Origin of the sequence: Saccharothrix sabaoui, from assembly GCF_051756985.1 — a bacterium.
Classification (GTDB): domain Bacteria; phylum Actinomycetota; class Actinomycetes; order Mycobacteriales; family Pseudonocardiaceae; genus Actinosynnema.
The window spans coordinates 1-24,164 of record NZ_JBPKJK010000038.1 but is presented as its reverse complement, the minus strand read 5'-3'; the positions used below and the strand labels follow the sequence as shown (position 1 = coordinate 24,164).

Below are 24,164 nucleotides of genomic sequence, written 5' to 3'. Positions count from 1 at the left end.
GTGCGGGGGTGCCGCCGACTCGGGGTCGGCGGCACCGCCGCGCGTCACCGGGCGATCGTCAGACGGCGGCCGCCGGCTCGCTCCCGGGCTTGTAGGGGCCGCCGTTGGGCGTCGGCAGCGGTTCGCCGCCGGGCTTGTAGGGGCCACCGGTGGGCACGGGCAGCGCGCCACCGCCGCCGGAGCCGGCCTCGGGCACCACCAGGTCGGTGGTCCCGGCGACCAGGTCGTCCTCGATCGCGTCGATCTCCGCGACGAGCTTCGGGTCGGTTCCAGCCATGACGTCGTCCTCCCCTAACAACGGGCCCGTCCAGGCTTGTGCGCGACGGGCGGTCCAGTCCGGTGGCGACCTCCCCGACCGCCTCCCGAACGGGCCCAAGCCTTACACAGATGGACGCAGCCACGAGGAGAAATTTCACTATGAGCTACCAAGATCACGTTCAGCGCCGCGTTGACCAGCAGCAGCATGGTCAATTGAGCTTTGTTACCACTCGAACGGACGAATGCCTTCACAGGCTGCATCCACTGTGGGTCCGCAATAGTGTGGACACCCGCCCCGGCAACGGCCCCCGGGAACGACCCCCGGGAACGACGAGGGGGGCGGCACCCGCGGGCACCGCCCCCACCCGGTCGCACGACCTACGAGCAGCGGGCGATCACGAGCTCCCGCACGCGCTTGGCGTCCGCCTGGCCCTTCGTCGCCTTCATCACCGCGCCGACGATCGCACCGGCCGCGGCGACCTTGCCGTCGCGGATCTTCGCCGCCACGTCCGGCTGCGCGGCCAGCGCCTCGTCGACCGCCTTCTCCAGCGCGGAGTCGTCGGACACGACCTTCAGGCCGCGCGCCTCGACGACCGCGTCCGGCTCGCCCTCGCCGTCGAGCACACCGGTGACGACCTCGCGGGCCATCTTGTTGGTCAGCTCACCGGAGTTGACCAGCGCCACGACCCGCGCCACCTGCGCCGGCGTGATGGCCAGCCCGGACAGCTCCACGCCCCGGTTGTTGGCCTCCTTGGTCAGGTAGGCCACCCACCACGACCGCGCCTCGGCGGGCGTCGCGCCCGCGTCCACCGTCGCCGCCACCAGGTCCACCGCACCGGAGTTGACCAGGTCGCGCAGTTCGGCATCGGTCAGCGACCACTCCTGCTGGACGCGCTTGCGGCGCTCCCACGGCAGCTCCGGCAGCGTCCCGCGCAGCTCGTCGACCCACTCGCGCGACGGCGCGACCGGCACCAGGTCGGGTTCCGGGAAGTACCGGTAGTCCTCCGCGGTCTCCTTCTTGCGCCCCGGGGAGGTGCTGCCCGTGGACTCGTCGAAGTGGCGGGTCTCCTGGGTGACCGAGCCGCCGTTCGCGAGCACCGCCGCCTGGCGGGTCATCTCGAACCGCACGGCCCGCTCGACGCTGCGCAGCGAGTTCACGTTCTTCGTCTCGGTGCGCGTGCCCAGCTCGCCCGTGGTCTTCGGCGAGAGCGACACGTTCGCGTCGCAGCGCAGCGAGCCCTGGTCCATCCGGACGTCCGACACGTCGAGCGCCTTGAGCAGGTCGCGCAGCGCCGTCACGTAGGCGCGCGCCACCTCGGGGGCCCGCTCGCCGGTGCCCGGGATCATCTTGGTGACGATCTCGATCAGCGGCACGCCCGCGCGGTTGTAGTCGAGCAGCGAGTGCTCGGCGCCGTGGATGCGCCCGGTCGCGCCGCCCACGTGCAGCGACTTGCCGGTGTCCTCCTCCATGTGCGCGCGCTCGATCTCGACCCGCACGACCTCGCCGTCGTCCAGCGTCACGTCGAGCCAGCCGTTGAACGCGATCGGCTCGTCGTACTGCGAGGTCTGGAAGTTCTTCGGCATGTCCGGGTAGAAGTAGTTCTTCCGGGCGAACCGGCACCACTCGGCGATCTCGCAGTTCAGCGCGAGGCCGATGCGGATGGCCGACTCGATCGCGGTGGCGTTGACCACCGGCAGCGCGCCGGGCAGGCCCAGGCACACCGGGCACACGTTCGTGTTGGGTTCGCCGCCGAACGCGTTGGCGCACCCGCAGAACATCTTGGTGTTGGTGTGCAGCTCGACGTGCACCTCCAACCCCAGCACCGGGTCGTAGCGCTCGACGACCTCGGCGTAGTCCATCAGCTCGTCCACCGACGTCATGACTTCCCGCCCTTCCGCAGCCCGCGCGCGGCCAGCGCCGCACCGGTGATGGCCACCAGGATGCTCGCCGCCGCGTTGGCCAGGGCCAGCTTGTCGCCCTTGCCGCGGGCCGACTTCAACGTGGAGAACGCGCTGGTCGCGGCACCGGCGGCGCCCACCAGCGACAGGATCACGCGCGCCTTCTTCACCGGGCCACCGCCAGGTCCGGCACGCCCAGGACCAGCGCCGACCCGGCCGCCGCGTCCCGCGCCGCCTCGTAGGCCGCCGCCACCCGGTACATGCGGTGGTCCTGGAGCGCCGGGGCCATGATCTGCAGCCCCACCGGCAGGCCGTCCTCGTCGGACAGTCCACTGGGGAGGCTCATGGCCGCGTTGCCCGCCAGGTTGGCGGGGATCGTGCACAGGTCGGCCTTGTACATGGCCATCGGGTCGCCGGTGCGCTCGCCGATCGGGAACGCCGTGGTCGGCGTGGTCGGCGACACCAGCACGTCGACGGTCGCGAACGCCGCGTCGAAGTCCCGCGAGATCAGGGTGCGCACCTTCTGCGCCGACCCGTAGTAGGCGTCGTAGTAGCCCGACGACAGCGCGTACGTGCCGATCATGATGCGGCGCTTGACCTCGGGGCCGAACCCGGCCTCGCGGGTCAGCGACATGACCTCCTCGGCGCTGCGGGTGCCGTCGTCGCCCACCCGGATGCCGTAGCGCATCGCGTCGAAGCGGGCCAGGTTGGACGACGCCTCGCTGGGCGCGATCAGGTAGTACGCGGGCAGCGCGTAGTCGAAGCTCGGGCAGGAGACCTCGACGACCTCCGCGCCGAGCTGCTTGAGCTGCGCCACGGCCGCCTCGAAGCTGCGCAGCACGCCCGGCTGGTAGCCGTCGCCGGAGAACTGGGTGACCACGCCGACGCGCACGCCGGACAGGTCGCCGTTCGCGCCCTCGCGGGCCGCCGCCACCACGGGCGGGACGGGCGCGGCGATCGAGGTGGAGTCCAGCGGGTCGTGGCCCGCGATGACCTCGTGCAGCAGGGCCGCGTCGAGCACCGTGCGGGCGCACGGGCCGGCCTGGTCCAGCGACGAGGAGAACGCCACCAGGCCGTAGCGCGACACGCCGCCGTAGGTGGGCTTCACGCCGACCGTGCCGGTGACCGCGCCGGGCTGGCGGATCGAGCCGCCGGTGTCGGTGCCGATCGACAGCGGGGCCTCGAACGCGGCCAGCGCCGCCGCCGAGCCGCCGCCGGACCCGCCGGGGATGCGGTCCAGGTCCCACGGGTTGCGGGTGGGCCCGTAGGCGGAGTTCTCGGTGGAGGAGCCCATCGCGAACTCGTCCATGTTGGTCTTGCCGAGGACCACCACGCCCGCCTCCTTGAGGCGGCGGGTGACCGTGGCGTCGTAGGGCGGCAGCCACCCTTCGAGCATCTTGGAGCCGACCGTGGTGGGCACGCCCTCGGTGGTGAACACGTCCTTGAGCGCCACCGGCACGCCGGCCAGCGGCCCCACGGCCTCGCCGGCGGCGACGGCGTCGTCCACCTTCTTCGCGGCGGCCAGCGCGCCCCCGGTGTCGACGTGCAGGAACGCGTGCACCGCGCCGTCGACCTCGGCGATCCGGTCGAGGTGGGCCTGCGCGACCTCGACCGCGGAGACCTCGCGGCTCGCGATCCTCGCGGCCAGCTCGGCCGCGGTGCTGCGGATCAAGTCCTTGCTCATGCTTCCTCACCCAGGATTCGAGGAACGCGGAAGCGGCCTTCCTCGGCGGCGGGGGCGCCCGCGAGCGCCTGCTGCTGACCGAGGCTGGGACGCACCACGTCCTCGCGGAACACGTTGGTCAGCGGGACGGCGTGCGACGTGGGCGGGATGTCCGCGGTGGCGATGTCGCCGACCGTGGCAACCGACTGGAGGATCACGTCCAACTGGCCCGCGAACAGGTCGAGCTCGTCGTCGGTGACGGCGAGCCTCGCCAGTCGGGCCAGGTGCGCGACCTCGTCGCGGGAGATGCTCGGCACCTCGTCAACCCCCGGGGGTCTGGTTTTATGGTTTTTGGACCCACCGAGTCTATGGGCTGGTCAGGGGGACCTCGTACCGGGTTGCGCGCCCGCGCGCGCGGGGGTGCGCGATTTTACCGGTGCGCAACGCGGCCGGGAGGTCGGAAAGCGAAGCTGCGTCTGCGAGAATCACCGGTCGGCAAGTCCCACCACCTGCTCTTGGAGGCGTGCACCGTGTCCTTCCTGATCCGGGTCCAGCTCCCGGACCGTCCCGGCACACTGGGCGCGGTCGCCACCGCGCTCGGCGAGATCGGGGCCGACATACTGAGCGTGGACGTGGTGGAGCGCGGGGCGGGCCTGGCCATCGACGACCTGGTGGTCGAGCTGCCCTCGGGCCGGTTGCCGGACGTGCTGATCACGGCGGCCGAGTCGATCGAGGGCGTCGAGGTGGACGCGGTGCGGCCGTACGCGGGTGTGCTGGACACCCACCGCGAGCTGGAGCTGGTCGAGGAGGTCGCCGAGGACCCCAAGCACGGGCTGGAGGTCTTCACCGAGGGCGTCCCGAAGATCATCCGGGCGGGCTGGGCCGTCGTCGTGTCGTGGGACGGGCGGAAGGTGCACCGGCTGACCTCGTCGTCGGCCGCGCCGGAGACCCGCCTGGAGTCCCAGCCGTGGATGCCGCTGGCGCGGGCGACCGTGCTCGACGGCGACGACGACTGGGTGCCCGAGACGTGGCGCGAGCTGGGCACCGAGCTGGCCGCGACGCCGCTGGGCAAGCCGGACCGCGTGCTGCTGGTCGGCCGGCCGGGCGGTCCGATGTTCCGCGCGGCCGAGGTGGCGCGGCTGGCGCACCTGGCGGGCATCGTGTCCGTCGTGCTGCCGGACTGAACCCCGGCTAGTCCTCCCCGCCGGTCACGGCGACCGCGACGCCGAGGCCGATCATCGTCGCCCCGCCGACGCCGCCGACCGCCGCGAGCCGGCGCGGCGAACGGGCGAACCAGGTCCGCGCGGTGGCCGCGGCGAGGCCCCAGGCGCTGTCCGAGGCCACCGCGATGAGGTTGAACACCAGGCCGAGCAGCAGCACCTGCGCCACCACGTGCCCGCGTGCCGGGTCGACGAACTGCGGCAGCACGGCGGCGAAGAACACGATGGTCTTCGGGTTGGCCACGCCGACCGCGAACCCCTCCCACAGCGTGCGCAGGCCGCCGCGCGCGACGCCGCCACCGCCGCCACCGCCGCCGCCGGGGTCGGCCGTCAGCTCACCGCGCCGGCGCACCGCCTTCACGCCCAGGTGGACCAGGTAGGCGGCGCCGGCCAGCTTGAGCGCGGTGAACACGAGCGCCGAGCGCTCCACGACCGCGCCCACGCCGAACGCCACGGCCACCACCAGCAGGTACGCGCCCAGGGTGTTGCCGACGACGGTGACCAGCGCCGCCCGGCGGCCGTGCGCCAGCGCCCGGCCGATCACGAACAGCACGCTGGGCCCGGGGACCAGGATCAGCGCGAACGACAGGGCCGCGAAGGCCCACAACCGCTCGGTGGACACCATGCGCCCAGGCTAGGCACCCGGTCCAGGCAGTTTCAGCCGCGCGCCAGGGCCACCAGCTGCGCGTTCGTCAGGCCCGTCTCGCCGTCGCGGCCCAGCAGGGTGTCCTCCAGGCCGACGCGGGTGTCCAGGCCGCGGGCGAGCGCCAGGTCCAGCACCGGCCACGCGCTGTCGTCCTCGCCGTGCAGCAGCACGGGCGCGCCGAGCGGCGCGAGCAGGTCGAGCAGGCGTTCGGCGTCCCCGGTCGTCCCCTCCGGCCGCACCTCGGCCAGCACGCGGACCGTGCCCGGCGGGAGGCCCGCGTCGAGCAGGGTGCGCGCCGCGGCCTCGTGGAACACGCCCAGCTCGATCCCGACGCCCGCCTCGCGCAGGGCCGCGGCGCACCCCCGCCAGCCCTCCTCGTGGACGTTGACCGACGCCACGTCCGGCCGGCCCGCCGCGAGGCCCGCCCAGCCGCGCAGCAGCTCGGCCCGCCGCACCGGGTCCGGCACGACCCACGCGCCCGTCGTCACGCCGATCTCCGCGCCCGGCACGGCGGCGCGCACCACCGCCACCGCCGTGGCGACCTCCGGTCCGGCCAGGACCTCCAGCCCCACCACGTCACGGGGGTGGAGGTGGAACGCCGACACCCCCAGCTCGGCGCACGCCGCGGCGTCCGCGGCCAGCTGCTGCGGGGTGATCGGCAGGTTCGGGTGGTCGCCCGGCACGCGGGCGCCGTTCAGACATGCCTGGAGCACGGAGCCCACTCAACCGCACGGTGTTGGATACCGCCATGCAGACGCTCACCCCGGCCCTGCTCCGACACCACGCGGGCGCCAAGTCCTACTGGCGCGGGTTGACCTACCGGGACGCCGTGGTGGAGCTGGTCGTGCGCTCGCGGCACGTGGACGCGACCGTCGTCGGCGCCGACACCTACCGGGTGTCGCTGGCCTGGGAGGGCACCCACCTGGCGGGCGACTGCTCGTGCCCGTACGGGGCGCAGGGGTTCTTCTGCAAGCACTGCGTCGCGGTCGGCCTGGTGCTGCTCGACCGGGGCCTCACCGTGCCGCCGCCCGACGCGGAGGACGCGGAGCTGCGCGCCCGGCTGGGCGAGCTGGACCACGCCGAGCTGGTCGAGCTGCTCTACGAGCGGGCGAGCGCCGACCGGGCGCTGCGCGACGCCGTCATGCGAGTTCGAGGCTGAACGCGCAGGCCACGACGTCCACGCCGGGCACCGGCAGCCAGTCGCGCTCGGGCAGCCGCCGGAACCCCAGCCGCCGGTAGAGGCGGTGCGCGGTGAGCATGTGCTCGGAGCTGCTCATCACCAGCCGCCGCGCGCCCAGCTCCCGGGCCCGCGCGACGACCGCCAGCACCAGGGCCTCGCCGACGCCGCGCCCGCGCGCCCCCGGGCTCACCGCGAGCATCCGGAACTCGACCTCGCCCGGCCGGCTGACCTCGGCGTACGGCGTGCCCGGCCGCACCACGGTCACCGTGCCCAGCACCGTGTCCTCCACGTCCACCGCCACCAGCAGCTCCGCCTGCGCGGCCCGCGACCGCGCGTCGACCAGCACGTCGGCGTACCCGCCGGTGTGGCTGTCGATGTGGCGGTCGGCCCGGTAGGCGGCCACCGTGACCGCACCGGCCGCCGCCCACTCGTCTTCCCTCGCGGGCCTCACCACGACGTCGGCCATCTGGCACCCCTCCACCTCGGCGACTCCCGATTCCCGATTCCCGATTCCCACCCCCAGACAACTGCGCGGGTGGTGGTGCGATCAAGGTCCGGCGGCGATGTCACCCGTTGCCGCCCGCAAGACTGCGGAGCGCGTTAACCGGTTGCCGCACCCCGGGTCGGCCTGGTTGCGTGGTCGGGGTCCCGATCCCCCGAGCGAGGAGACGCGTCGTGCGAGCTGTCACGCCCTTCCGGAAGGTCCTGAACACCTGCCAAGAGGACGTGACACCTGGTGCGAACGCTCAACCTGGGCATCCTGGCCCACGTCGACGCCGGTAAGACGAGCCTGACCGAACGGCTGCTGCACACCGTCGGCGTCATCGACGTGCTCGGCAGCGTCGATGGCGGCAGCACGCGGACCGACACGCTCGACCTGGAGCGGCAGCGCGGCATCACCATCAAGTCCGCGGTGGTGTCGTTCGAGGTCGCGGGCACGACGGTCAACCTGGTCGACACCCCCGGCCACCCGGACTTCATCGCCGAGGTGGAGCGGGTGCTCGGCGTGCTCGACGGCGCGGTGCTGGTCGTGTCGGCCGTCGAGGGCGTGCAGGCGCAGACCCGCGTGCTGGCGCGGGCGCTGCGGCGGCTGCGCATCCCGACGCTCGTGTTCGTGAACAAGGTCGACCGGGGCGGCGCGCGGCCGGAGGCGGTGCTGCGCGACCTGGCGGCGGTGCTCGCGCCCGCCGTGGTCGGCACCGGGCGGGTGCTCGGCGCGGGCACGCGGTCGGCGTCGGTCGTGCCGGGGCTCGCCGACGACGCCGCCGAGGTGCTGGCCGACGGCGACGACGCGCTGCTCGCCGCCTACGTCCGCGGCGACCTGCCGGACCTGCGGCCGGCGCTGGCCGAGCAGACCCGGCGGTGCGCCGCGCACCCGGTGTTCTTCGGGTCCGCGATCACCGGCGCGGGCGTGCCCGACCTCGTGCGGGGGCTGGTCGAGCTGCTGCCGGCGGCGTCCGGCGACCCGTCCGCGCCGCTGTCGGCGCTGGTGTTCAAGGTCGAGCGCGGGCACGCCGGCGAGCGGGTCGCCCACCTGCGGCTGTTCGGCGGCGTCCTGCGGGTGCGCGACCGGGTGCCGGTGGCGGGCGTCGGGCGGAAGGTCACCGGTATCGCCGCGTTCGCGCACGGCGACGCGGTGCGCGCCGACGCGGTGTCCGCCGGGCAGGTGGCCCGGGTGTGGGGGCTGGGCGGGGTCCGCGTCGGCGACGCCGTCGGCGCGCGGCCACCGGTGGTCGTGCACCGGTTCGCGCCGCCGACGCTGGAGACCGTCGTGGTGCCGGCCCGCGCGGCCGACCGGCCCGCCCTGCACGCGGCGCTGGCGCGGCTCGCCGAGCAGGACCCGCTGATCGACCTGCGGCAGGACGACGTGCGGCGGGAGATCCGGCTGTCGCTGTACGGCGAGGTGCAGAAGGAGGTCGTGCAGGCCACCCTCGCCGCCTCGCACGGCCTGGACGTGGCGTTCCGCGAGACCACCACCGTCTGCCTGGAGCGGCCGGTCGGGGTCGGCGAGGCGGTGGAGGTCGGGCAGCAGGGCGACAACCCGTTCCTGGCCACGGTCGGGTTGCGCGTCGAACCCGGTGACGGCGTCGCGTTCGCGCTGGGCGTGGAGCTGGGGTCGATGCCGTTCGCGTTCTTCAGGGCCGTCGAGGAGACCGTGCGCGAGACCCTCGCCGAAGGGCTGCGCGGCTGGCGGGTGGACGACTGCGCGGTGACCGTGACGCGCGCCGGCTACTGGCCCCGGCAGTCGCACGCGCACGCCACGTTCGACAAGTCCATGTCCAGCACGGCGGGCGACTTCCGGCTGCTGACCCCGCTGGTGCTGATCGAGGCGCTGCGGCGGGCCGGCACCGCGGTGCACGAGCCGGTGCACCGGTTCGCGCTGGAGGTCCCGACCGACGTGCTGGGCGTGCTGCTGCCCGCGCTGGCGAGGCTGCGCGCCGTGCCGCTGGACACCCGGCCGGGCGGGCGGACGACCGTGCTGGAGGGCGACGTGCCCGTCGCGTCCGTGCACGCCCTCCAGCGGCGGCTGCCGTCGCTCACCCGCGGCGAGGGCGTGCTGGAGACCTGGTTCTCGCACCACTCCCCCGTGGTCGGGGAGCCGCCGGCGCGGGCGCGCACCGACCACGACCCGCTCAACCGCGAGGAGTACCTGCTGCGCGTGACGCGGCGGACCGACTGACCACGCCTCCGCCTACGAACCGGCCTGATCCCCCTCGGCGGGGCTTTCGCCGGCCGGTTCCCCGGCAGGGCTCTCCTCTGCGGAGGGCTCCTCTGCGGGGGGCTCCTCGACAACGGCCACGGCCGCCGCGGCTTCCGGGCCCTGCTCCAGCAGGACCCGGAAGCCCGCCTCGTCCAGCACGGGCACCTTCAGCTGCGCGGCCTTCTCGGCCTTCGACCCCGGCGACTCGCCGACCACCACGAACGCCGTCTTCTTCGACACCGACCCCGCCGCCTTGCCGCCGCGCGACAGGACCGCCTCCTTGGCCTCGTCCCGCGAGAACCCGTCCAGCGAGCCGGTGACCACGATCGACAGGCCCTCCAGGGTGCGCGGGACCGACGCGTCGCGCTCCTCGGCCAGCCGCACGCCCGCCGCGCGCCACTTCGCCACGACCTCCTGCCGCCACGGGGTGTCGACCCACTCGCGGACGGCGGCGGCGATGGTCGGGCCGACGCCCTCGGCCGCCGCCAGCTCCTCCTCCGACGCCGACGTGATGCGGTCGAGCGAGCCGAACTCGCGGGCCAGCGCCCGCGCCGCCGTCGGGCCCACGTGGCGGATCGACAGCGCCACCAGCACCCTCCACAGGGGACGCTCCTTGACCGCCTCCAGGTTGTCCAGCAGCTTGTGCGCGTTGGTGGTCAGCCCGCCGTGGACGGTCCGGAAGAGGCCGACCTCCAGCAGCCGGTCCGCGTCCAGCGAGAACAGGTCGCCCTCGTCGCCGTAGACCGGCGAGTCGACCAGGGCCGCCGCGGCCTCGTAGCCCAGCACCTCGATGTCGAGCGCCGACCGGGACGCCAGGTAGGCCAGGCGCTCCCGCAGCTGCCCCGGGCAGCCCGCCGCGTTGGGGCAGCGGATGTCGACGTCGCCCTCCTTCATGGGGCGCAGCAGGTGGCCGCACTCCGGGCAGGACACCGGCATCACGAACTCGCGGGCGTCGGCGGGGCGGGCGTCGACCACCGGGCCCAGCACCTCGGGGATCACGTCGCCGGCCTTGCGGATGACGATGCGGTCGCCGATCAGCACGCCCTTGCGGCGGACCTCGCTCGCGTTGTGCAGGGTGGCGCGGGCGACGGTGGACCCGGCGACCTTCACCGGCTCCATCACCGCGTACGGCGTGACCCGGCCGGTGCGCCCCACCTGCACCTTGATGTCGAGCAGCGTGGTGGTGGCCTCCTCCGGCGGGTACTTGAACGCGATGGCCCAGCGCGGCGCGCGGGACGTGCTGCCCAGGCGGCGCTGCAGCGACACCTCGTCGACCTTGACGACCACGCCGTCGATCTCGTGCTCGGCGTCGTGCCGGTGCGCGCCCCAGTGCTCGACGTGCCCGGCGACGTCCTCGAACGCGGTCAGCACCTTCGTGTGCGGTGACACCGGCAGGCCCCACGCGCGCAGCGCCTCGTAGGCGGCGGACTGGCGGGTCAGCTCGAAGCCCTCCCGCTTGCCGAGGCCGTGGCAGATCAGCCGCAGCCGGCGGGACGCGGTGACCTTCGGGTCCTTCTGCCGCAACGAGCCCGCCGCCGTGTTGCGGGGGTTGGCGAACGGCGGCTTGCCCGCCTCCACGAGCCGGGCGTTGAGCTCCAGGAAGTCCTCCACGGCGAAGAACACCTCGCCGCGCACCTCCACCAGCTCGGGCACCGGGTGCTCGTCGGTGCCGGTCAGCACCTCGGGCACGTCGTCCAGCGTGCGCACGTTGAGCGTCACGTCCTCGCCGGTGCGCCCGTCGCCGCGGGTGAGGGCGCGGACCAGCCGGCCCTTCTCGTAGAGCAGGTTGACCGCCAGGCCGTCGATCTTCAGCTCGCACAGGTAGTGGACGCCCGTGCCGACCTCCTTCTCGACCCGTTCGAACCACGCGCGCAGCTCGTCGGGCGAGAACGCGTTGTCCAGGCTGAGCATCCGCTCCAGGTGGTCCACCGCCCGGAACTCGGTCGAGAACGTGCCGCCGACCCGCTGGGTGGGCGAGTCGGGGGTGGCCAGGCCGGGGTGCGCCCGCTCCATGGCCTCCAGCTCGCGCAGCAGCGCGTCGAACTCACCGTCACCGACCGTCGGCGAGTCCTTCACGTAGTAGTTGAACTGGTGCCCGCGCACCACCTCCGCCAGGGCGGCGTGGGCCTCCCGCGCGGCGGCGGGCACGTCCTCCACGCCCTCGGCGGGCGGTTGGGTCTCGTTCACCGGGTCGCTGCTGGTCACAGCATGATCCTAGTCAAGGGGCCCGACATTTTCGCCGCTGTCCCCGGCCATCCCCCGAACCAGTTCGCGCAGTTCCAGCAGACCGATCGTGCCCTCCGGTTCGGCTGACGCGGTCTCCACCCGACCGAGTCGTTCGCCCGCCAGTCGCTCACCCAGGGTGACGTCCAGGGGGAGGAACGTCATGGTCCGCCGGGCCGCGTCGTCCAGCGCGGCGAACTCCGGGTGGTACACGGCGACGTCCACGAGCCCGTCCGCGACCTGGGCGACGACCCGCACGTCGGCGAGCGCGATCCGCCGCGCGCCCAGGTTGACCGTCACCCTGGTCGGGTCCGGCACGGGCGGCACCGAGTCGTGGTACTCCCAGATCATGTCCCCGGCGGGCGCGGCGGCCATCCAGGCGTCGGTCCACGCCCGCAGCCTCGGGTCCTCCTGCCCGGTGAGGACCAGCGCGTAGATGGCGCGGTGCCCGCGTTCGAGGGAGAAGCGCAGGTCGGGGTGGACGGCGGCGACCAGGGCGCCGATCTCGTCCTCGACGCGGTGCGGCTCGCCGTCGCCGAGCGCCGCGCTGACCGCCGGCAGCAGCTCGAACCAGGCCGTCCAGAACGCGACCGCCGCCTCGTCCGGGTTGGGCAGGTGCGCGCGGGCTCCCCCGGCCTGGGGTCCGGGCACGTCGGGGCGTCGGCGGCGGAACCAGCTCATGGCCCCATTGAACTACGCCGGACCGCCACCGCGAGGAGTTCCGCGGCAGGTCCCACGAGCCGCCGCCCGCCCGGCCACACGGCCCGCAGCACGCGCCGCAGGTCCAGCCCGACCGGCACCTCCACCAGCCGCCCGTCGGCCAGGTCGACGCCCACCGCGAGCGCGCTGAGCACGGCCGGCGCGACCCCGGCGACCACCGCGCCGCGCACCGCCGTCGTCGACCCCAGCTCCAGCGCGGGCGGGCACGCGCCGGGCAGCGCGCGGTCGAGGGTGTCCCGGGTGCCCGACCCGCGTTCCCGCACCACCAGCGGCGTCGCGGCCAGCTCGGCGGCGGTCGGCCCGCGCCGCCGCCGCGCCCACGGGTGGCCGGGCGCGACGACCAGGGCCAGCCGGTCCACCGCGACCTTCCGGGTGGACAGCCCGGCCAGCGCGCCGGGCGCCTCGACGAACCCGACGTCGACCGCGCCGTCGCGGACCAGCCCGACGACGGTCTCCGAGTTCGTCACCCGCAGCCCCACCCGCAGGCCGGGCCGGGCGCGCCGCAGCTCGGCGATCCAGCCCGGCGCGAGGTGCTCGGCCACGGTCATGCTGGCCGCGACCCGCAGCTCCGCCTCGCGCGCCGACCGCAGCGCCTCCGCGCCCGCCAGCAGCCCGGCGACCTCGTCGAGCACGCGCCGCGCCCGTTCGCCGACCACCACGCCCGCCGGGGTGAGTGCGGAGCCGCGCCGGCCCCGGTCCACCAGCACCAGCCCCAGGGCGCGCTCCAGCGTGGCCAGGCGCTTGCTCGCCGACGGCTGCGCGACGCCGAGCCGTTCGGCGGCCCGGCCCAGGCTGCCCAGCTCGCCCACCAGCACCAGCAGGCGCAGCGAGTCCAGGTCCGGGGTCATAGCCCCAGGGTATGACCCCAGAGCGCGTTGCCGCCTACCGGCGAGGCCCGCGCGGGCGCACGGTGGACGGGTGCTGATCGCCGCGGTGGTGCTGGGTGTGCTGGTGGGCGGCCGGGTGCCCGACCTGACGACGTGGACCCGCCGGCTGCTGCGGACGGGCGTCGTCCTGCTCGGGTTCCAGCTGTCCGTGCCGGTGCTGGTGTCCCTCGGACCGGGCGTGCTGGTCGCGGTCGTGGTGACGGTCGGCGTCACGTTCTTCGGCACGCTGTGGCTGGGCAAGCGCTTGCGCCTGCCGCGCGGGCTGACCGTGCTGGTGGCGAGCGGCTTCTCGATCTGCGGCGCGTCGGCCATCGCCGCCGTGGAGGGCGTGGTGGAACGGGAGGACGAGCACGTGGCCGCGGGCGTCGCCCTGGTCACCCTCTACGGCAGCCTCGCGATGGTCGCGCTGCCGCTGCTCGGCGCGTCGGCGGAGTGGACCGGGCTGAGCGTGCACGAGGTGGCGCAGGTGGCCGCCGCCGCCCCCGCGGGCGGGCTGGCGACGGCCATGGCGGTCAAGCTCGCCCGGGTGGCGCTGCTCGCTCCGGTCGTGGCGTACCTGGGCGGGCGGCGCGGCGTGCCCGGGTTCCTGCTCGGGTTCGCCGCCGCCGCCCTGGCGGGCCCGCTCGTGCCCGCGCCCGTGCTGGACGTCGTCCGCACCGCCACGGCGGTCCTGCTCGCCGCCGCCCTGTTCGGCCTCGGCACGGCCGTCCGGCCGCGCGCCCTGCTGCGCCTCGGCCCGCGCCCGCTGCTGCTGGGCCTGCTGTCGACGCTGCTGGTGTGCGGGACGGGCTACCTGTCGCTGCGGGTGGTGTGAGCGCGCAGCAGGTCGGCGTTGAGCCGGGCGATCGTGGTCAGCGGGATGCCCTTGGGGCACACCGCCGTGCACTCGCCGGTGTTCGTGCAGCCGCCGAACCCGGCCGCGTCGTGCTCGGCCACCATGTCCCGCGCCCGCGACCACCGCTCCGGCTGCCCCTGCGGCAGCACGCCCAGGTGCGTCGCCTTGGCCGCCGTGAACAGCATCGCCGAGCCGTTCGGGCAGGCCGCCACGCACGCGCCGCACCCGATGCACGCCGCCGCCTCGAACGCGGTGTCCGCGTCCGGTTTCGGCACGGGCGTGGCGTGCGCGTCCGGCGCGGACCCGGTCGACACGCCGACGTACCCGCCGGCCGCGACGACCCGGTCGAGCGCCGACCGGTCCACCACCAGGTCCCGCACCACCGGGAACGGCCCGGCGCGCCACGGCTCCACGGTCACCACGTCGCCGTCGCGGAAGTGCCGCAGGTGCAGCTGGCACGCCGTCGTCGCCCGCTGCGGCCCGTGCGCCACGCCGTCGATCACCAGGCCGCACGCGCCGCAGATGCCCTCGCGGCAGTCGTGGTCGAACGCCACCGGCTCGCCGCCGCCCGTGATCAGCCGCTCGTTGAGCACGTCGAGCGCTTCGAGGAACGACATGTCCGGCGACAGCCCGTCCAGCTCGTAGTCCACCAGGCGGCCGGTGTCGTCCCGCTGCCGCCAGATCCTCAGGGTCAGCCTCACGCGTAGCTCCTGGTCGACGGGGTGACGTGCTCGAACACCAGTTCCTCCTTGTGCAGCACGGGTGGCGCGCCGACGCCCGTCCACTCCCAGGCGGCGACGTGGGCGAAGTTCGCGTCGTCGCGCAGCGCCTCGCCGTCCGGGGTCTGCGACTCGGTGCGGAAGTGGCCGCCGCACGACTCGGCGCGGTGCAGGGCGTCGACGCACATCAGCTCGGCCAGCTCGAAGAAGTCGGCCACCCGGCCCGCCTTCTCCAGCTCCTGGTTGAAGTCCGGGCCGCCGGGCACCTTCACGTCGCGCCAGAACTCCTCGCGCAGCTCCGGGATGCGCTCCAGGGCCTTGCGCAGCCCGGCCCCGTCGCGTTCCATGCCGCACTCGTCCCACATCAGCCGGCCCAGCTCGCGGTGGAACGACTCGGCGGTGCGCCGGCCGTCCGCGGCCAGCAGGGTCTTGAGCCTGCCGCGCACCTCGGACTCGGTGTCCGCGACCTCCCGGCGGCCCTCGACGGGCTCGAACGGCGCGTCGGCCAGGTAGTCGCCGATGACGCCGGGCAGCACGAAGTAGCCATCGGCCAGGCCCTGCATCAGGGCGCTCGCGCCCAGCCGGTTGGCGCCGTGGTCGGAGAAGTTCGCCTCGCCGATCACGTACAGGCCGGGGACGTTGGAGCGCAGGTCGTAGTCCACCCACAGGCCGCCCATCGTGTAGTGCACGGCCGGGTAGATGCGCATCGGCACCCGGTACGGGTCGTCGCCGGTGATGCGCTCGTACATCTCGAACAGGTTGCCGTAGCGCTGCTCGACGGCCCGCCGCCCGAGCCGGCCGATCGCGTCGGCGAAGTCGAGGTGCACGCCGCGCTTCTCGTCGGAGATGTTCTTGGCCGCCCGGGAGGCGATGTCGCGCGGCACGAGGTTGCCGAAGCTCGGGTACATCCGCTCCAGGAAGTAGTCGCGCTCGTCCTCCGGGACGTCGTTCGGCGCGCGCCGGTCGTGCGGGTCGCGCGGCACCCACACGCGGCCGTCGTTGCGCAGCGACTCGCTCATCAGGGTCAGCTTCGACTGGTGCTCGCCGCTGACCGGGATGCACGTGGGGTGGATCTGGGTGAAGCACGGGTTCGCGAACAGCGCGCCGCGCCGGTGCGCCCGCCAGATCGCCGTGGCGTTGCAGCCCTTGGCGTTGGTGGACAGGTGGAACACGTTGCCGTAGCCGCCGGTGGCGAGCACGACGGCGTCCGCGAAGTGCGTCGAGACCTCGCCGGTGACCAGGGACCTGACCACGACGCCGCGCGCCCGGCCGTCCACCACGACGAGGTCGAGCATCTCGGTGCGCGCGTGCACCTCCACCCGCCCGGCCGCGACCTGCCGCTCCAGCGCCTGGTAGGCGCCCAGCAGCAGCTGCTGCCCGGTCTGGCCGCGGGCGTAGAAGGTGCGCGAGACCTGCGCCCCGCCGAACGAGCGGGTGTCGAGCAGGCCGCCGTACTCGCGGGCGAACGGCACGCCCTGCGCCACGCACTGGTCGATGATCGCGGTGCTGATCTGGGCGAGCCGGTGCACGTTCGACTCGCGGGAGCGGAAGTCGCCGCCCTTGACGGTGTCGTGGAACAGCCGGTGCACGCTGTCGCCGTCGTTGCGGTAGTTCTTGGCCGCGTTGATGCCGCCCTGCGCGGCGATGCTGTGCGCCCGGCGCGGGCTGTCCTGGTAGCAGAACGACGTGACCCGGTAGCCGAGTTCGGCCAGGGTCGCGGCGGCGGACCCGCCGGCCAGGCCGGTGCCGACGACGATGACGTGCCGGTTGCGGCGGTTCGCCGGGTTGACCAGCCGCGCGGAGAAGCGGCGGCGGTCCCAGCGGGACTCGATCGGCCCGTCGGGGACGCGGTGGTCGGCGATCGGGGAACCCTCGGTGAAGTGCATGTCAGCCCACCAACCCGGTGATGACGGCGAACGGGACGGACAGGAAGCCGGCGCAGATCACCGCGGCCGCGCCGAGGCCGATCGCGCGCGACGTGGTGACGCCCAGCGTCTGCGCGGCGCTCCACACGCCGTGGCGGACGTGGAACCCCAGGGCGAGCACGGCGGCGGTGTAGGCCAGCACCACGTACCAGTGCCGGAAGTCCGCGACGACGTTGGCGTGGATCTCGCCGGGCACGCCGTGCGGGTTGAGCCACCCGGCGGTGAGGTCGAGCAGGTGGTAGACCACGAACAACGCGATCACCACCCCGCCCCAGCGCATGGTGCGCGCCGCGTAGCCGCCTTGCACGCGCCGCCGGTGCTCGTAGCGACCGCGTGCCCGCCGGGCGCGGGCGGTGAGCTGGTGGGCGGCGGTGAAGTGCAGCGCCACGGCGACGAGCAGCGCCACCCGCGTCGGCCACACCGCGCCGACCTCGCGCAGCCACCGGCCGTAGCCGTCGATCGCCGCCGGGCCGGCGAAGATCGTCAGGTTGCCGACCATGTGCGCGACGACGTACAGCAGCAGCACGGCGCCGGTGACCGCCATGACGGCCTTCTTGCCGACGGTGGTGCGGTAGAGCCGGATCGTGTCCACGCCCAGGACGGTAGGAACACGTGCGACGAGTCGTCCAATACATCGTGGAGTGCCTGACGATAGCCTGGCGCTATGACGTTGACGCAGCTCGCGTACTTCCTGGCAGTGGCCAGGACGCGGCACTTCACCCGCGCCGCCGAGGAGGTGCGTGTGGCGCAGCCCTCACTGTCCAAGCAGATCCGCGCCCTGGAGCGGGAGCTGGGGGCGGAGCTGTTCAGCCGCGCGCGGGGCAACATCGCGCTCACCCCGGCGGGCGAGGCGCTGCTGCCCGTCGCGAGCCGCATCCTGTCCGATGTGGACACCGCCGGGCTGGAGGTGGCGGAGCTGGTGGGGCTGCGGCGCGGCCGGGTGCGGGTCGGGGCGACGCCGAGCCTGTGCGGGAGCCTGCTCGCCGACGTCATCAAGCGCTTCCACGACGCCTACCCGGGCATCCGGGTCGTGGTCACCGAGGGCGGGTCGCGCGACCTGGTGGCGGCGCTGGAGGTCGGCGACCTGGACCTGGCGCTGGTCATCGTCTCGCCCGCGGACGCCGACCGGGCGCTGACCGTGGTGCCCGTGCTGCGGGAGGAGCTGGTGGTGGCGTCCGCCGAACCGCTGGGCGTGACCCGGATGCGGCTGACCGACCTGCGCGAGCACCCGCTGGTGATGTTCCGCGCGGGCTACGACCTGCGGGAGACGACGCTCGCCGCGTGCCGGCGGGCCGGGTTCGAGCCGTCGTTCGCCGTGGAGGGCGGGGAGATGGACGCCGTGCTGCGGTTCGTGGAGGTGGGGCTGGGGGTGGCGATCGTGCCGTCCACGGTGCTGGCCACGCGGTCCCTGCACGCCACGCCGCTCGCGCCCGGCACCACCCGCACGGTGGCGCTGGCGCACCGCACGGACGTGGCGCCGACGTCGGCCGGCCGGGCGTTCCGCGACGTCCTGCTCGGGTTCCTGCGCGGGGCGGAAATGCCCTCGGGCGTGCACCTGATCGGGTCGTAGGCTGCGCGGCGTGCTGATCCGACGCGAGACCGCCGCCGACACCGACGCCGTCCGGGCCGTGACCGAAGCGGCATTCGCCGCCCGACCCGGCGGCGAGGCGTGGCTGGTCGGCGCGCTGCGCGAGGACGCGGGCTGGATACCCGCCCTGTCCCTGGTGGCCGAGGTGGACGGCGAGGTGGTGGGCCACGTGGTGTGCACGCGCGCCACCGTCGGCGACGCGCCCGCGCTGGGCCTGGGACCGCTGGGCGTGCGGCCGGACCACCAGCGCGCGGGCGTCGGCACGGCCCTCGTGCACACCGCCCTGGGCGTCGCCGAGGGCCTGGGCGAACCGGTCGTGGTGCTGCTCGGCGACCCGGCCTACTACTCCCGCTTCGGCTTCCGCCCCGCCGCCGACCTGGGCATCACCCCGCCCGTGCCGGAGTGGGCCCCGCACTTCCAGGTCCGCGCCCTGACCGCCTGGACGCCGTCGCTGCGCGGCCCGTTCCGCTACGCGGAGCCCTTCGACCGCCTCTGAGCGCGCCCGACCCGGCCGGTCACCACTCCTCGGGCGGCTCCACGAACGCCTTGCCCAGGTCGCGGGTCAGCGCCAGCGACCGGCGCACCCACGCCGCACCCGCCCCGGCGAGGCCGCACGTCGGCGTCGGCACGGCGTGCGTGCCGAGGATTTCGCGCGGGAAGCCGAGCCGGTCGACCAGGTCGAGCACGGGCCGCGCGACCTCCCTCAGCTTCCGCGGCGAGCCCGGGTCGGTGCTCGGCGTGACGCCCAGGAACAGCTGCGTCCCCTCCTCCCACGCCTCGCCGACCTCGTCCCACAGCGACTCGTCGAGCACCGTGACGTCGAACGAGACCGCCTTCGTGCCCGCACCGCGCAGTAGGGCGATGGGCGGGTTCGCGGCGCAGCAGTGCACGACCACGTCCGCCTCGATCCCCTCGACCACGCGCTGGAGCAGGTCGCGCGCCTCGGGCTCGGGGACGGCGGCGACCGTGCCGAGCTTGGACGGCGTCGGCAGCAGGCCGCGCAGCACGGCGGGCAGCGCCGGTTCGTCCAGCTGCACGAGGACCGCCGCGCCGGTGCGCTTCGCGACCTCGGCGACGTGCCGGTTCAGCCCCTCGGTGAGCGAGGCGGCGAACTCGCGCAGCGCGCCGCGGTCGGTGAGCACGCGGTGCCCGCGCGGCAGCTCGACGCTCGCCGCGAGCGTCCACGGCCCGGCGGCCTGCACCTTGACCAGGCGCGGCGGCGCCGGTTCGGCGGCCTCCTCGAACGCGTCGAGGTCGCGGCGCATCAGGTCCACCGCCCGCCGGTGGTCCCGGCCGGGGTGCGCGGCGGTCCGGTAGCCGGACGGGACCACCTCGACGGGCAGGTCGACCAGCAGCCCGGCGGTGCGGCCGATCATGTCCGCGCCGACGCCGCGCGCGGGGAGTTCGGGCAGGTGGGGAAGGTCGGGCAGCTCGCCGAGAACGATCCGCGAGGCTTCCAGCGGGTCGGTTCCGGGCAGCGAGCCGAGGCCGGTGGCGGTACCGGCGGTCCAGGGGAGGGCGTCCACCGGCACAGTCTCCCACCGACCGGTCGGCGGGCGCCCGTGCCGGAAGAGGTCTAGACCCATTGACGTGGTGGTACAGACCACATACGGTCACCTTGTCGGTGCCGACGGTCGCGGCGGCACCACCACGACCGTGGTGTGGGGACGTGCCGCGCCCCACGTCCTCACACCACTCCCCACCCGCCGTCGGTAGGGTGCGCCCGCATGGGCATCGACGTCGCCGCGGAGCTCTCCCTCGGGCTCGACGACCGGGACGACGCGTGGCGGTTCATCAGGTGGTACGCGGAGCACTTCGCGGCGCCGCTGGAGGACGGTGACGGCCACGCCGTCGAGGAGGCCGAGGAACGGCTCGGTGTGCGGCTGCCCGCGGCGGTGCGGGAGGCGTACGCGCTGTTCGGGCGGCGGGCGGACCTGACGAGCAACCAGGACGAGCTGCTCGCGCCGGACGAGCTGCTGCTGTCCGGCGACGTGCTGGTGTACCGGGCCGACCACCGGGCCCGCGCGCACTGGGGGTGGCGGTGCACGACCCCGACGACCCGCCGGTGCTCGTGCGCACCGACCCCGCCGGCGCCTGGGAGCCGTGGCTGGACCGGTTCTCGTGGGCCTGCGTGGAGCTCGTGCTGTCCGAGTCGCTGTTCCCGCGCGACGACATGACCGGCTGCCGCGAGGTGGACGAGGGCGAGCTGCCGCTGCTCGACCTGGCCTTCACCCGCATCCCCGTGCCCTCGCCGCCCGACACCCGCTGGTACGCGGGCGACGAGGTGGTGCTGCGCGTCCACCGCGACCGGGTCGCCCGGGTGCGGGGCGCCACGGCGGAGGCGGTGGACCGCGTGCTGGCGCTGTTCCCGGGCGACTGGACGCGCTGAGCGGCGGTCAGCCCAGCAGGACCAGCACGCCGATGCCGATCAGCACCACCGGCAGCACGACGTGGCCCCACCGGCCCGGGGCGCGCGCCACCGCGGGCCGGCCCGCGAAGAACAGCGCCGGCAGCACGGTGTCGTCGACGTTCGTCACCGCGAACAGGCCGGCGGCCCGCAGGATCTCCACCGGGAGACCCCGGGTGGCCGGGCCCCGCCCCGGACACGCCCGCGCTCAGGCCGAGCGGCGCAGCCCCAGCACCTGCAGGGCGATGAACGCGGCCACGGCCGCCGCCTGGGCCAGCACCAGGAACACCCCGAGCCCGGTGACCGGGAACCACCCGGCGAACGCCACCAGCAGGCTGCCCACCACCCACACCAGGTTGCCGACCACGACGACCGCGACCAGCGGCCGGACGGGTCGCACGCCGAGCAGGAAAACGCCGATCCCGTACACCACGAGGAAAACGCCGAGACCGATCACGAGGCCGCGCGGCAGCCCGTGGTCGACGTCGAGGAAAAGGGCCGACAGGCCCAGCGAGCCCGAGGCGACGCCGTCGAGCTTGAGCGCGAAGCGGAGCAGGCCGTCAGTGCGGACAGCGGTAGTCGTCATGGCCACGACACTGCCGCCCGGAGCACTGCCGGCGGTATGCCGAACACTGCCAACGCCTGCCGGTTCTCACGGCACGACCTGCGACGACAGGTCTTCGGCCACCAGTTTCGCCGCCGCGTTCTGCCAGTTGTGCAGGGTCCGCTCCGGGACCTGGTCCACGAACCACGCGAGCGCCCGGCGGCCCACCGGGTCGAGGTCCTCGCGCTTGGTGCGCCTGCTGTAGGGGCGAATACCGGCGACGTAGTAGAAGTAGAGCGCGTTGTAGTGCCGCCACTCGTCACTGGTGCCGAATTCGCCGTCCCGCGGTTTCAACCGGGAAATGCCCTCCAGCAGCAGCGACTTCAACTCGGCCGCGCGTTCCAGCGGGTTGTCCGCCGCGCCGCGCGCGGCCAGCCGGGCGTCGATCACCGGCAGGTCCACCAGCGGGCTGGCGACGAGCTTGCCGAGGTCGCCGTAGTGGCTCAGCGCGCGGCGGACCAGCTTCGCGAAATCGGCCGGCACCTCCAGCGGCGGGCGCTTCGGCAGCGACTCGACGGCCTCGCGCAGCTCGGCCCGCTCGTCGGCCACCCGGGGCACGGCGACCCGGTCGGCGAGCAGCGCCAGCGGGTTCGCCAGCACCTGCACGGCGATCGCGGCGGCGACCGTGCCGTACAGCAGGGGCACCAGCCGGTCGTCGAGGAACAGCGCCACCTGCCCGCCGAAGACGGCCGCGAGACCGGCCGAGGCGAGCAGCGAGCGCAGCATGTCGCCCCGGATCGCCTCGCCCTCGTCGAACGCGTCCGCCACCGCCACGAGCACCCCGAACAGCAGCAGGTCCACGCCCGCCGAGGCGACCACCAGCGCCCTCGGCAGCACGTCGAGCAGCAGCGCGCCGCAGCTCAGGCCGAACAGCGCGGTCGCCGCGCCGAGCAGCGCGCGCCGGGTGCGCAGGCACAGCACCAGCGCCGCGGCGAGCGGCACGAGCACCACGGCGGGCGCGAACCAGGCGGCCACCAGCAGCGGCACGGCGCTCCAGCGCCACCACCGGTCGTGGCGGGCGGGCAGCCGGCACACCACCGCACCCGTCCAGGCCACGGCGGGCACGGCCAGCGCCACCGGCGGCAGCGGCAGCGCGATCACCGCGGCGTAGGCGAGCAGCCCGGCCGAGGCGCGCCGCAGCACGGGTTTGCGGGGGTCGCGGACCAGCAGGTAGAGGCCGAGCCACCAGGCGAGACCCGAGGTCACCACCGACAGCGTGATCACCGGGCGATCCTACGGTTGCGCCCACTGGGACGATGTGCGTCATGCCAGTCGAGCTGACGCTGCGCAGGGTGGCCGAAGAGGTCGGGCGCGGCGACCTGGCGAGCGTGCTCCGGGCGCGGCAGCGGCTGGTCGGGCTCGTGACGAGCTACCCGGACCGGCTCGACCTGCGCCTCCGCCTCGCCGAGGTGTACCGGCTGCTGGGCGACGCCGCGCAGGCCGGGCGGTGGAGCTACCTGGCCGAGGAGCGCGACGAGGCCGAGGTGGCGGCGTTCGAGCGCGCCTACCGCACGCCGCTGGCCCGGCTGACCGCGATGAACTGGGTGAGCGGCGAGGCGGGTGCGGCCACGCCGACCGCGCGCGACCGGCTGGTGGCGCTCCGGGTCGCGGCCGACGCGCAGCTGCGCGCGGAGCTGGTGGTGACCGAGGACCGGGACTCGTCGTGGACGACGAACGCGCTCGTGCTGCTCGGGCTGGTCGTGGTGCTGCTGTGCTTCGTCGTCGGGGCCGTGACGCTGGTCATCTGGGTCTACAGGTGGTTCACCGGGTGAGCGCATCCTGGTGACATGAACCCCGACGTCTCCGCCGCCGCCGACCGCATCCGACCGCACGCCCGCCGCACGCCGCTGTGGCGCGTCGAGGTCGACGGCCGGCCGCTCGTGCTCAAGCTCGAACACCTCCAGCTCACCGGCTCGTTCAAGCTGCGCGGCGCGCTGAACAGCCTGCTCACCGCGGGCTCGCCGGACCGGGTGGTGACGGCGTCGGGCGGCAACCACGGCCTCGGCGTGGCGAAGGCCGCCCAGCTGCTCGGCCTGCCCGCCACGGTGTTCGTGCCGGTCAGCGCGCCGGAGGGCAAGGTGCGGCGGATCGAGGCGGCGGGCGCGAAGCTCATCCGCCACGGCGACACCTACGCGGAGGCGGTGCTGGCGGCGCGCGAGACGCCCGGCCACTACGTGGAGGCGTACGACTCGCCCACCGTCATCGCCGGTCAGGGCACCGTGGCGGCCGAGGTGGTGCGGGACGCGCCGGACGTGGACACCATCGCGGTGGCCGTCGGCGGCGGCGGTCTGGCGGCGGGCACGGCGCTGGGCTCGGGCCTGCCGACGGTGGCCGTCGAACCGGAGCGCTGCTGCGCGCTGCACCGCGCGCTGGCCGCGGGCGAGCCGGTGGACTCGGAGGTGGCGTCGGTGGCGGCGTCCGCGCTCGGCGCGACCCGGGTGGGCGAGGTCCCGTTCGCGGTGCTGCGCTCGCACGACGTGCGCTCGGTGCTGGTGTCCGAGGCCGAGCTGCTGGCCGCCCGCGACCGGCTGTGGGAGGAGTTCCGGCTGGCCGTGGAACCGGCGGCGGCGGTGCCGTTCGCGGCGTGGCTGGCCGGGCGGGTGCCGGGCGAGCTGCCGTGCGTCGTGCTGTGCGGCGCGAACACCGACTGGACGCCCTGACCGCGAGGACGCCCCGGCCCCCGCCGCCC

The 24,164-nt window shown here is 74.6% G+C and carries 28 protein-coding genes; 10 read left to right on the top strand and 18 right to left on the bottom strand.

All coding sequences use genetic code 11. The features are described from left to right. Nucleotides 1-58 precede the first annotated feature (58 nt). The 5 genes from ACR807_RS14510 to gatC all read right to left on the bottom strand — a co-directional run bounded on the left by ACR807_RS14510 (nucleotide 59) and on the right by gatC (nucleotide 4,137). Nucleotides 59-277 carry a hypothetical protein gene (locus ACR807_RS14510; protein ID WP_438921822.1) on the bottom strand — a complete coding sequence of 73 codons (219 nt, stop codon included), beginning with the start codon at nucleotides 275-277 and terminating at the stop codon, nucleotides 59-61. Between the two features lie 359 nt (nucleotides 278-636). Further along, the gene (gatB, locus tag ACR807_RS14505; protein WP_438921821.1) at nucleotides 637-2,139 is read right to left on the bottom strand and encodes an Asp-tRNA(Asn)/Glu-tRNA(Gln) amidotransferase subunit GatB; all 1,503 of its coding nucleotides are present in this window, start codon (nucleotides 2,137-2,139) and stop codon (nucleotides 637-639) included. Then, the gene (locus ACR807_RS14500) at nucleotides 2,136-2,327 is read right to left on the bottom strand and encodes a hypothetical protein (protein WP_438921820.1); all 192 of its coding nucleotides are present in this window, start codon (nucleotides 2,325-2,327) and stop codon (nucleotides 2,136-2,138) included. The genes gatB and ACR807_RS14500 overlap by 4 nt, the downstream gene beginning before the upstream one ends. Then, the gene (gatA, locus tag ACR807_RS14495) at nucleotides 2,324-3,841 is read right to left on the bottom strand and encodes an Asp-tRNA(Asn)/Glu-tRNA(Gln) amidotransferase subunit GatA (protein ID WP_438921819.1); all 1,518 of its coding nucleotides are present in this window, start codon (nucleotides 3,839-3,841) and stop codon (nucleotides 2,324-2,326) included. The genes ACR807_RS14500 and gatA overlap by 4 nt, the downstream gene beginning before the upstream one ends. After that, on the bottom strand, nucleotides 3,838-4,137 hold the full coding sequence (gene gatC, locus ACR807_RS14490) for an Asp-tRNA(Asn)/Glu-tRNA(Gln) amidotransferase subunit GatC (protein ID WP_015804727.1): 300 nt from the start codon (nucleotides 4,135-4,137) through the stop codon (nucleotides 3,838-3,840). The genes gatA and gatC overlap by 4 nt, the downstream gene beginning before the upstream one ends. A gap of 213 nt (nucleotides 4,138-4,350) precedes the next feature. On the opposite strand from gatC, the gene ACR807_RS14485 reads away from it, so the two are divergent. Beyond that, nucleotides 4,351-5,004, top strand: coding sequence for an ACT domain-containing protein (locus tag ACR807_RS14485; protein WP_438921818.1), 654 nt, complete (start codon nucleotides 4,351-4,353; stop codon nucleotides 5,002-5,004). 7 nt (nucleotides 5,005-5,011) lie between these two features. On the opposite strand, the gene ACR807_RS14480 is transcribed toward ACR807_RS14485, so the two are convergent. Together ACR807_RS14480 and ACR807_RS14475 are read right to left on the bottom strand one after the other, a co-directional pair. Beyond that, nucleotides 5,012-5,665: a LysE family translocator gene (locus tag ACR807_RS14480; protein WP_438921817.1), complete on the bottom strand. Its 654-nt coding sequence runs from the start codon at nucleotides 5,663-5,665 to the stop codon at nucleotides 5,012-5,014. A gap of 32 nt (nucleotides 5,666-5,697) precedes the next feature. Next, nucleotides 5,698-6,408: a 3-keto-5-aminohexanoate cleavage protein gene (locus tag ACR807_RS14475; protein ID WP_438921816.1), complete on the bottom strand. Its 711-nt coding sequence runs from the start codon at nucleotides 6,406-6,408 to the stop codon at nucleotides 5,698-5,700. A gap of 26 nt (nucleotides 6,409-6,434) precedes the next feature. Here ACR807_RS14475 and ACR807_RS14470 point away from each other — a divergent pair, with 26 nt between their 5' ends. Beyond that, nucleotides 6,435-6,845, top strand: a complete 411-nt coding sequence (locus tag ACR807_RS14470; RefSeq protein ID WP_438921815.1) for an SWIM zinc finger family protein — start codon at nucleotides 6,435-6,437, stop codon at nucleotides 6,843-6,845. Here ACR807_RS14470 and ACR807_RS14465 read toward each other — a convergent pair. Further along, on the bottom strand, nucleotides 6,826-7,332 hold the full coding sequence (locus tag ACR807_RS14465; protein ID WP_438921814.1) for a GNAT family N-acetyltransferase: 507 nt from the start codon (nucleotides 7,330-7,332) through the stop codon (nucleotides 6,826-6,828). The two genes, ACR807_RS14470 and ACR807_RS14465, sit on opposite strands and share 20 nt — an antisense overlap. Nucleotides 7,333-7,602: 270 nt before the next feature. Here ACR807_RS14465 and ACR807_RS14460 point away from each other — a divergent pair, with 270 nt between their 5' ends. Continuing rightward, nucleotides 7,603-9,546, top strand: coding sequence for a GTP-binding protein (locus tag ACR807_RS14460; protein WP_438921813.1), 1,944 nt, complete (start codon nucleotides 7,603-7,605; stop codon nucleotides 9,544-9,546). Between the two features lie 12 nt (nucleotides 9,547-9,558). Here ACR807_RS14460 and ligA read toward each other — a convergent pair whose 3' ends face one another. Genes ligA through ACR807_RS14445 form a run of 3 tightly spaced genes read right to left on the bottom strand, consistent with a single transcriptional unit; the run spans nucleotide 9,559 to nucleotide 13,358 of the window. Continuing rightward, nucleotides 9,559-11,772: an NAD-dependent DNA ligase LigA gene (gene ligA, locus ACR807_RS14455; protein ID WP_438921812.1), complete on the bottom strand. Its 2,214-nt coding sequence runs from the start codon at nucleotides 11,770-11,772 to the stop codon at nucleotides 9,559-9,561. Between the two features lie 9 nt (nucleotides 11,773-11,781). Next, complete coding sequence (locus ACR807_RS14450) at nucleotides 11,782-12,471, bottom strand: hypothetical protein (RefSeq protein ID WP_438921811.1); 690 nt, start codon at nucleotides 12,469-12,471, stop codon at nucleotides 11,782-11,784. Beyond that, nucleotides 12,468-13,358, bottom strand: a complete 891-nt coding sequence (locus tag ACR807_RS14445; RefSeq protein WP_438921810.1) for a LysR substrate-binding domain-containing protein — start codon at nucleotides 13,356-13,358, stop codon at nucleotides 12,468-12,470. Before ACR807_RS14445 ends, ACR807_RS14450 begins: the two co-directional genes overlap by 4 nt. 70 nt (nucleotides 13,359-13,428) lie before the next feature. On the opposite strand from ACR807_RS14445, the gene ACR807_RS14440 reads away from it, so the two are divergent. Continuing rightward, nucleotides 13,429-14,211 (top strand): putative sulfate exporter family transporter, encoded by a 783-nt coding sequence (locus ACR807_RS14440; RefSeq protein WP_438921809.1) that lies wholly within the window; start codon nucleotides 13,429-13,431, stop codon nucleotides 14,209-14,211. Here the strand turns inward: ACR807_RS14440 and ACR807_RS14435 are convergent. Genes ACR807_RS14435 through ACR807_RS14425 form a run of 3 tightly spaced genes read right to left on the bottom strand, consistent with a single transcriptional unit; the run spans nucleotide 14,187 to nucleotide 17,468 of the window. After that, entirely contained in the window at nucleotides 14,187-14,933 is a 747-nt protein-coding gene (locus ACR807_RS14435; RefSeq protein ID WP_438921808.1) for a succinate dehydrogenase/fumarate reductase iron-sulfur subunit, read from the bottom strand. The genes ACR807_RS14440 and ACR807_RS14435 overlap by 25 nt on opposite strands. Beyond that, nucleotides 14,930-16,837, bottom strand: a complete 1,908-nt coding sequence (locus ACR807_RS14430; protein ID WP_438921807.1) for a fumarate reductase/succinate dehydrogenase flavoprotein subunit — start codon at nucleotides 16,835-16,837, stop codon at nucleotides 14,930-14,932. The genes ACR807_RS14435 and ACR807_RS14430 overlap by 4 nt, the downstream gene beginning before the upstream one ends. Before the next feature lies 1 nt (nucleotide 16,838). Beyond that, the gene (locus ACR807_RS14425) at nucleotides 16,839-17,468 is read right to left on the bottom strand and encodes a succinate dehydrogenase cytochrome b subunit (RefSeq protein WP_438921806.1); all 630 of its coding nucleotides are present in this window, start codon (nucleotides 17,466-17,468) and stop codon (nucleotides 16,839-16,841) included. A gap of 72 nt (nucleotides 17,469-17,540) precedes the next feature. On the opposite strand from ACR807_RS14425, the gene ACR807_RS14420 reads away from it, so the two are divergent. Both ACR807_RS14420 and ACR807_RS14415 read left to right on the top strand, forming a co-directional pair. Further along, complete coding sequence (locus tag ACR807_RS14420; protein WP_438921805.1) at nucleotides 17,541-18,446, top strand: LysR family transcriptional regulator; 906 nt, start codon at nucleotides 17,541-17,543, stop codon at nucleotides 18,444-18,446. 10 nt (nucleotides 18,447-18,456) lie between these two features. Continuing rightward, entirely contained in the window at nucleotides 18,457-18,960 is a 504-nt protein-coding gene (locus tag ACR807_RS14415; protein ID WP_438921804.1) for a GNAT family N-acetyltransferase, read from the top strand. A gap of 19 nt (nucleotides 18,961-18,979) precedes the next feature. Here the strand turns inward: ACR807_RS14415 and ACR807_RS14410 are convergent, their stop codons facing one another. Then, a complete protein-coding gene (locus tag ACR807_RS14410) occupies nucleotides 18,980-19,990 on the bottom strand; it encodes a methionine synthase (RefSeq protein WP_438921803.1) in 1,011 nt (336 codons plus the stop codon). 201 nt (nucleotides 19,991-20,191) lie between these two features. Here ACR807_RS14410 and ACR807_RS14405 point away from each other — a divergent pair, with 201 nt between their 5' ends. Further along, nucleotides 20,192-20,641, top strand: coding sequence for an SMI1/KNR4 family protein (locus tag ACR807_RS14405; RefSeq protein WP_438921802.1), 450 nt, complete (start codon nucleotides 20,192-20,194; stop codon nucleotides 20,639-20,641). Continuing rightward, a complete protein-coding gene (locus tag ACR807_RS14400) occupies nucleotides 20,596-20,853 on the top strand; it encodes a hypothetical protein (protein ID WP_438921801.1) in 258 nt (85 codons plus the stop codon). Before ACR807_RS14405 ends, ACR807_RS14400 begins: the two co-directional genes overlap by 46 nt. Before the next feature lie 7 nt (nucleotides 20,854-20,860). Here ACR807_RS14400 and ACR807_RS14395 read toward each other — a convergent pair whose 3' ends face one another. The 3 genes from ACR807_RS14395 to ACR807_RS14385 form a co-directional block, all read right to left on the bottom strand. After that, nucleotides 20,861-21,034 carry a hypothetical protein gene (locus ACR807_RS14395; RefSeq protein ID WP_438921800.1) on the bottom strand — a complete coding sequence of 58 codons (174 nt, stop codon included), beginning with the start codon at nucleotides 21,032-21,034 and terminating at the stop codon, nucleotides 20,861-20,863. A 45-nt stretch (nucleotides 21,035-21,079) separates the two neighbouring features. Further along, complete coding sequence (locus ACR807_RS14390) at nucleotides 21,080-21,457, bottom strand: hypothetical protein (protein WP_438921799.1); 378 nt, start codon at nucleotides 21,455-21,457, stop codon at nucleotides 21,080-21,082. Between the two features lie 66 nt (nucleotides 21,458-21,523). Beyond that, on the bottom strand, nucleotides 21,524-22,699 hold the full coding sequence (locus tag ACR807_RS14385; RefSeq protein WP_438921798.1) for a hypothetical protein: 1,176 nt from the start codon (nucleotides 22,697-22,699) through the stop codon (nucleotides 21,524-21,526). Nucleotides 22,700-22,740: 41 nt separating this feature from the next. Between ACR807_RS14385 and ACR807_RS14380 the strand changes: the two genes are divergently transcribed. Together ACR807_RS14380 and ACR807_RS14375 are read left to right on the top strand one after the other, a co-directional pair. Further along, nucleotides 22,741-23,247 (top strand): DUF6584 family protein, encoded by a 507-nt coding sequence (locus ACR807_RS14380; protein ID WP_438921797.1) that lies wholly within the window; start codon nucleotides 22,741-22,743, stop codon nucleotides 23,245-23,247. A gap of 15 nt (nucleotides 23,248-23,262) precedes the next feature. Further along, nucleotides 23,263-24,135, top strand: coding sequence for a threonine/serine dehydratase (locus ACR807_RS14375; protein WP_438921796.1), 873 nt, complete (start codon nucleotides 23,263-23,265; stop codon nucleotides 24,133-24,135). Nucleotides 24,136-24,164 lie beyond the last annotated feature (29 nt).

Excerpts from the sequence above, each read along its gene's own strand:
- ACR807_RS14390 (WP_438921799.1), bottom strand. The coding sequence starts at position 21,457 with ATGACGACTACCGCTGTCCGCACTGACGGCCTGCTCCGCTTCGCGCTC.
- ACR807_RS14470 (WP_438921815.1), top strand. The coding sequence starts at position 6,435 with ATGCAGACGCTCACCCCGGCCCTGCTCCGACACCACGCGGGCGCCAAG.
- ACR807_RS14375 (WP_438921796.1), top strand. The coding sequence starts at position 23,263 with ATGAACCCCGACGTCTCCGCCGCCGCCGACCGCATCCGACCGCACGCC.
- ACR807_RS14480 (WP_438921817.1), bottom strand. The coding sequence starts at position 5,665 with ATGGTGTCCACCGAGCGGTTGTGGGCCTTCGCGGCCCTGTCGTTCGCG.
- ACR807_RS14380 (WP_438921797.1), top strand. The coding sequence starts at position 22,741 with ATGCCAGTCGAGCTGACGCTGCGCAGGGTGGCCGAAGAGGTCGGGCGC.
- ACR807_RS14450 (WP_438921811.1), bottom strand. The coding sequence starts at position 12,471 with ATGAGCTGGTTCCGCCGCCGACGCCCCGACGTGCCCGGACCCCAGGCC.
- gatB (WP_438921821.1), bottom strand. The coding sequence starts at position 2,139 with ATGACGTCGGTGGACGAGCTGATGGACTACGCCGAGGTCGTCGAGCGC.
- ACR807_RS14445 (WP_438921810.1), bottom strand. The coding sequence starts at position 13,358 with ATGACCCCGGACCTGGACTCGCTGCGCCTGCTGGTGCTGGTGGGCGAG.
- ACR807_RS14465 (WP_438921814.1), bottom strand. The coding sequence starts at position 7,332 with ATGGCCGACGTCGTGGTGAGGCCCGCGAGGGAAGACGAGTGGGCGGCG.
- ACR807_RS14405 (WP_438921802.1), top strand. The coding sequence starts at position 20,192 with ATGGGCATCGACGTCGCCGCGGAGCTCTCCCTCGGGCTCGACGACCGG.
- ACR807_RS14420 (WP_438921805.1), top strand. The coding sequence starts at position 17,541 with ATGACGTTGACGCAGCTCGCGTACTTCCTGGCAGTGGCCAGGACGCGG.
- ACR807_RS14510 (WP_438921822.1), bottom strand. The coding sequence starts at position 277 with ATGGCTGGAACCGACCCGAAGCTCGTCGCGGAGATCGACGCGATCGAG.
- gatA (WP_438921819.1), bottom strand. The coding sequence starts at position 3,841 with ATGAGCAAGGACTTGATCCGCAGCACCGCGGCCGAGCTGGCCGCGAGG.
- ACR807_RS14430 (WP_438921807.1), bottom strand. The coding sequence starts at position 16,837 with ATGCACTTCACCGAGGGTTCCCCGATCGCCGACCACCGCGTCCCCGAC.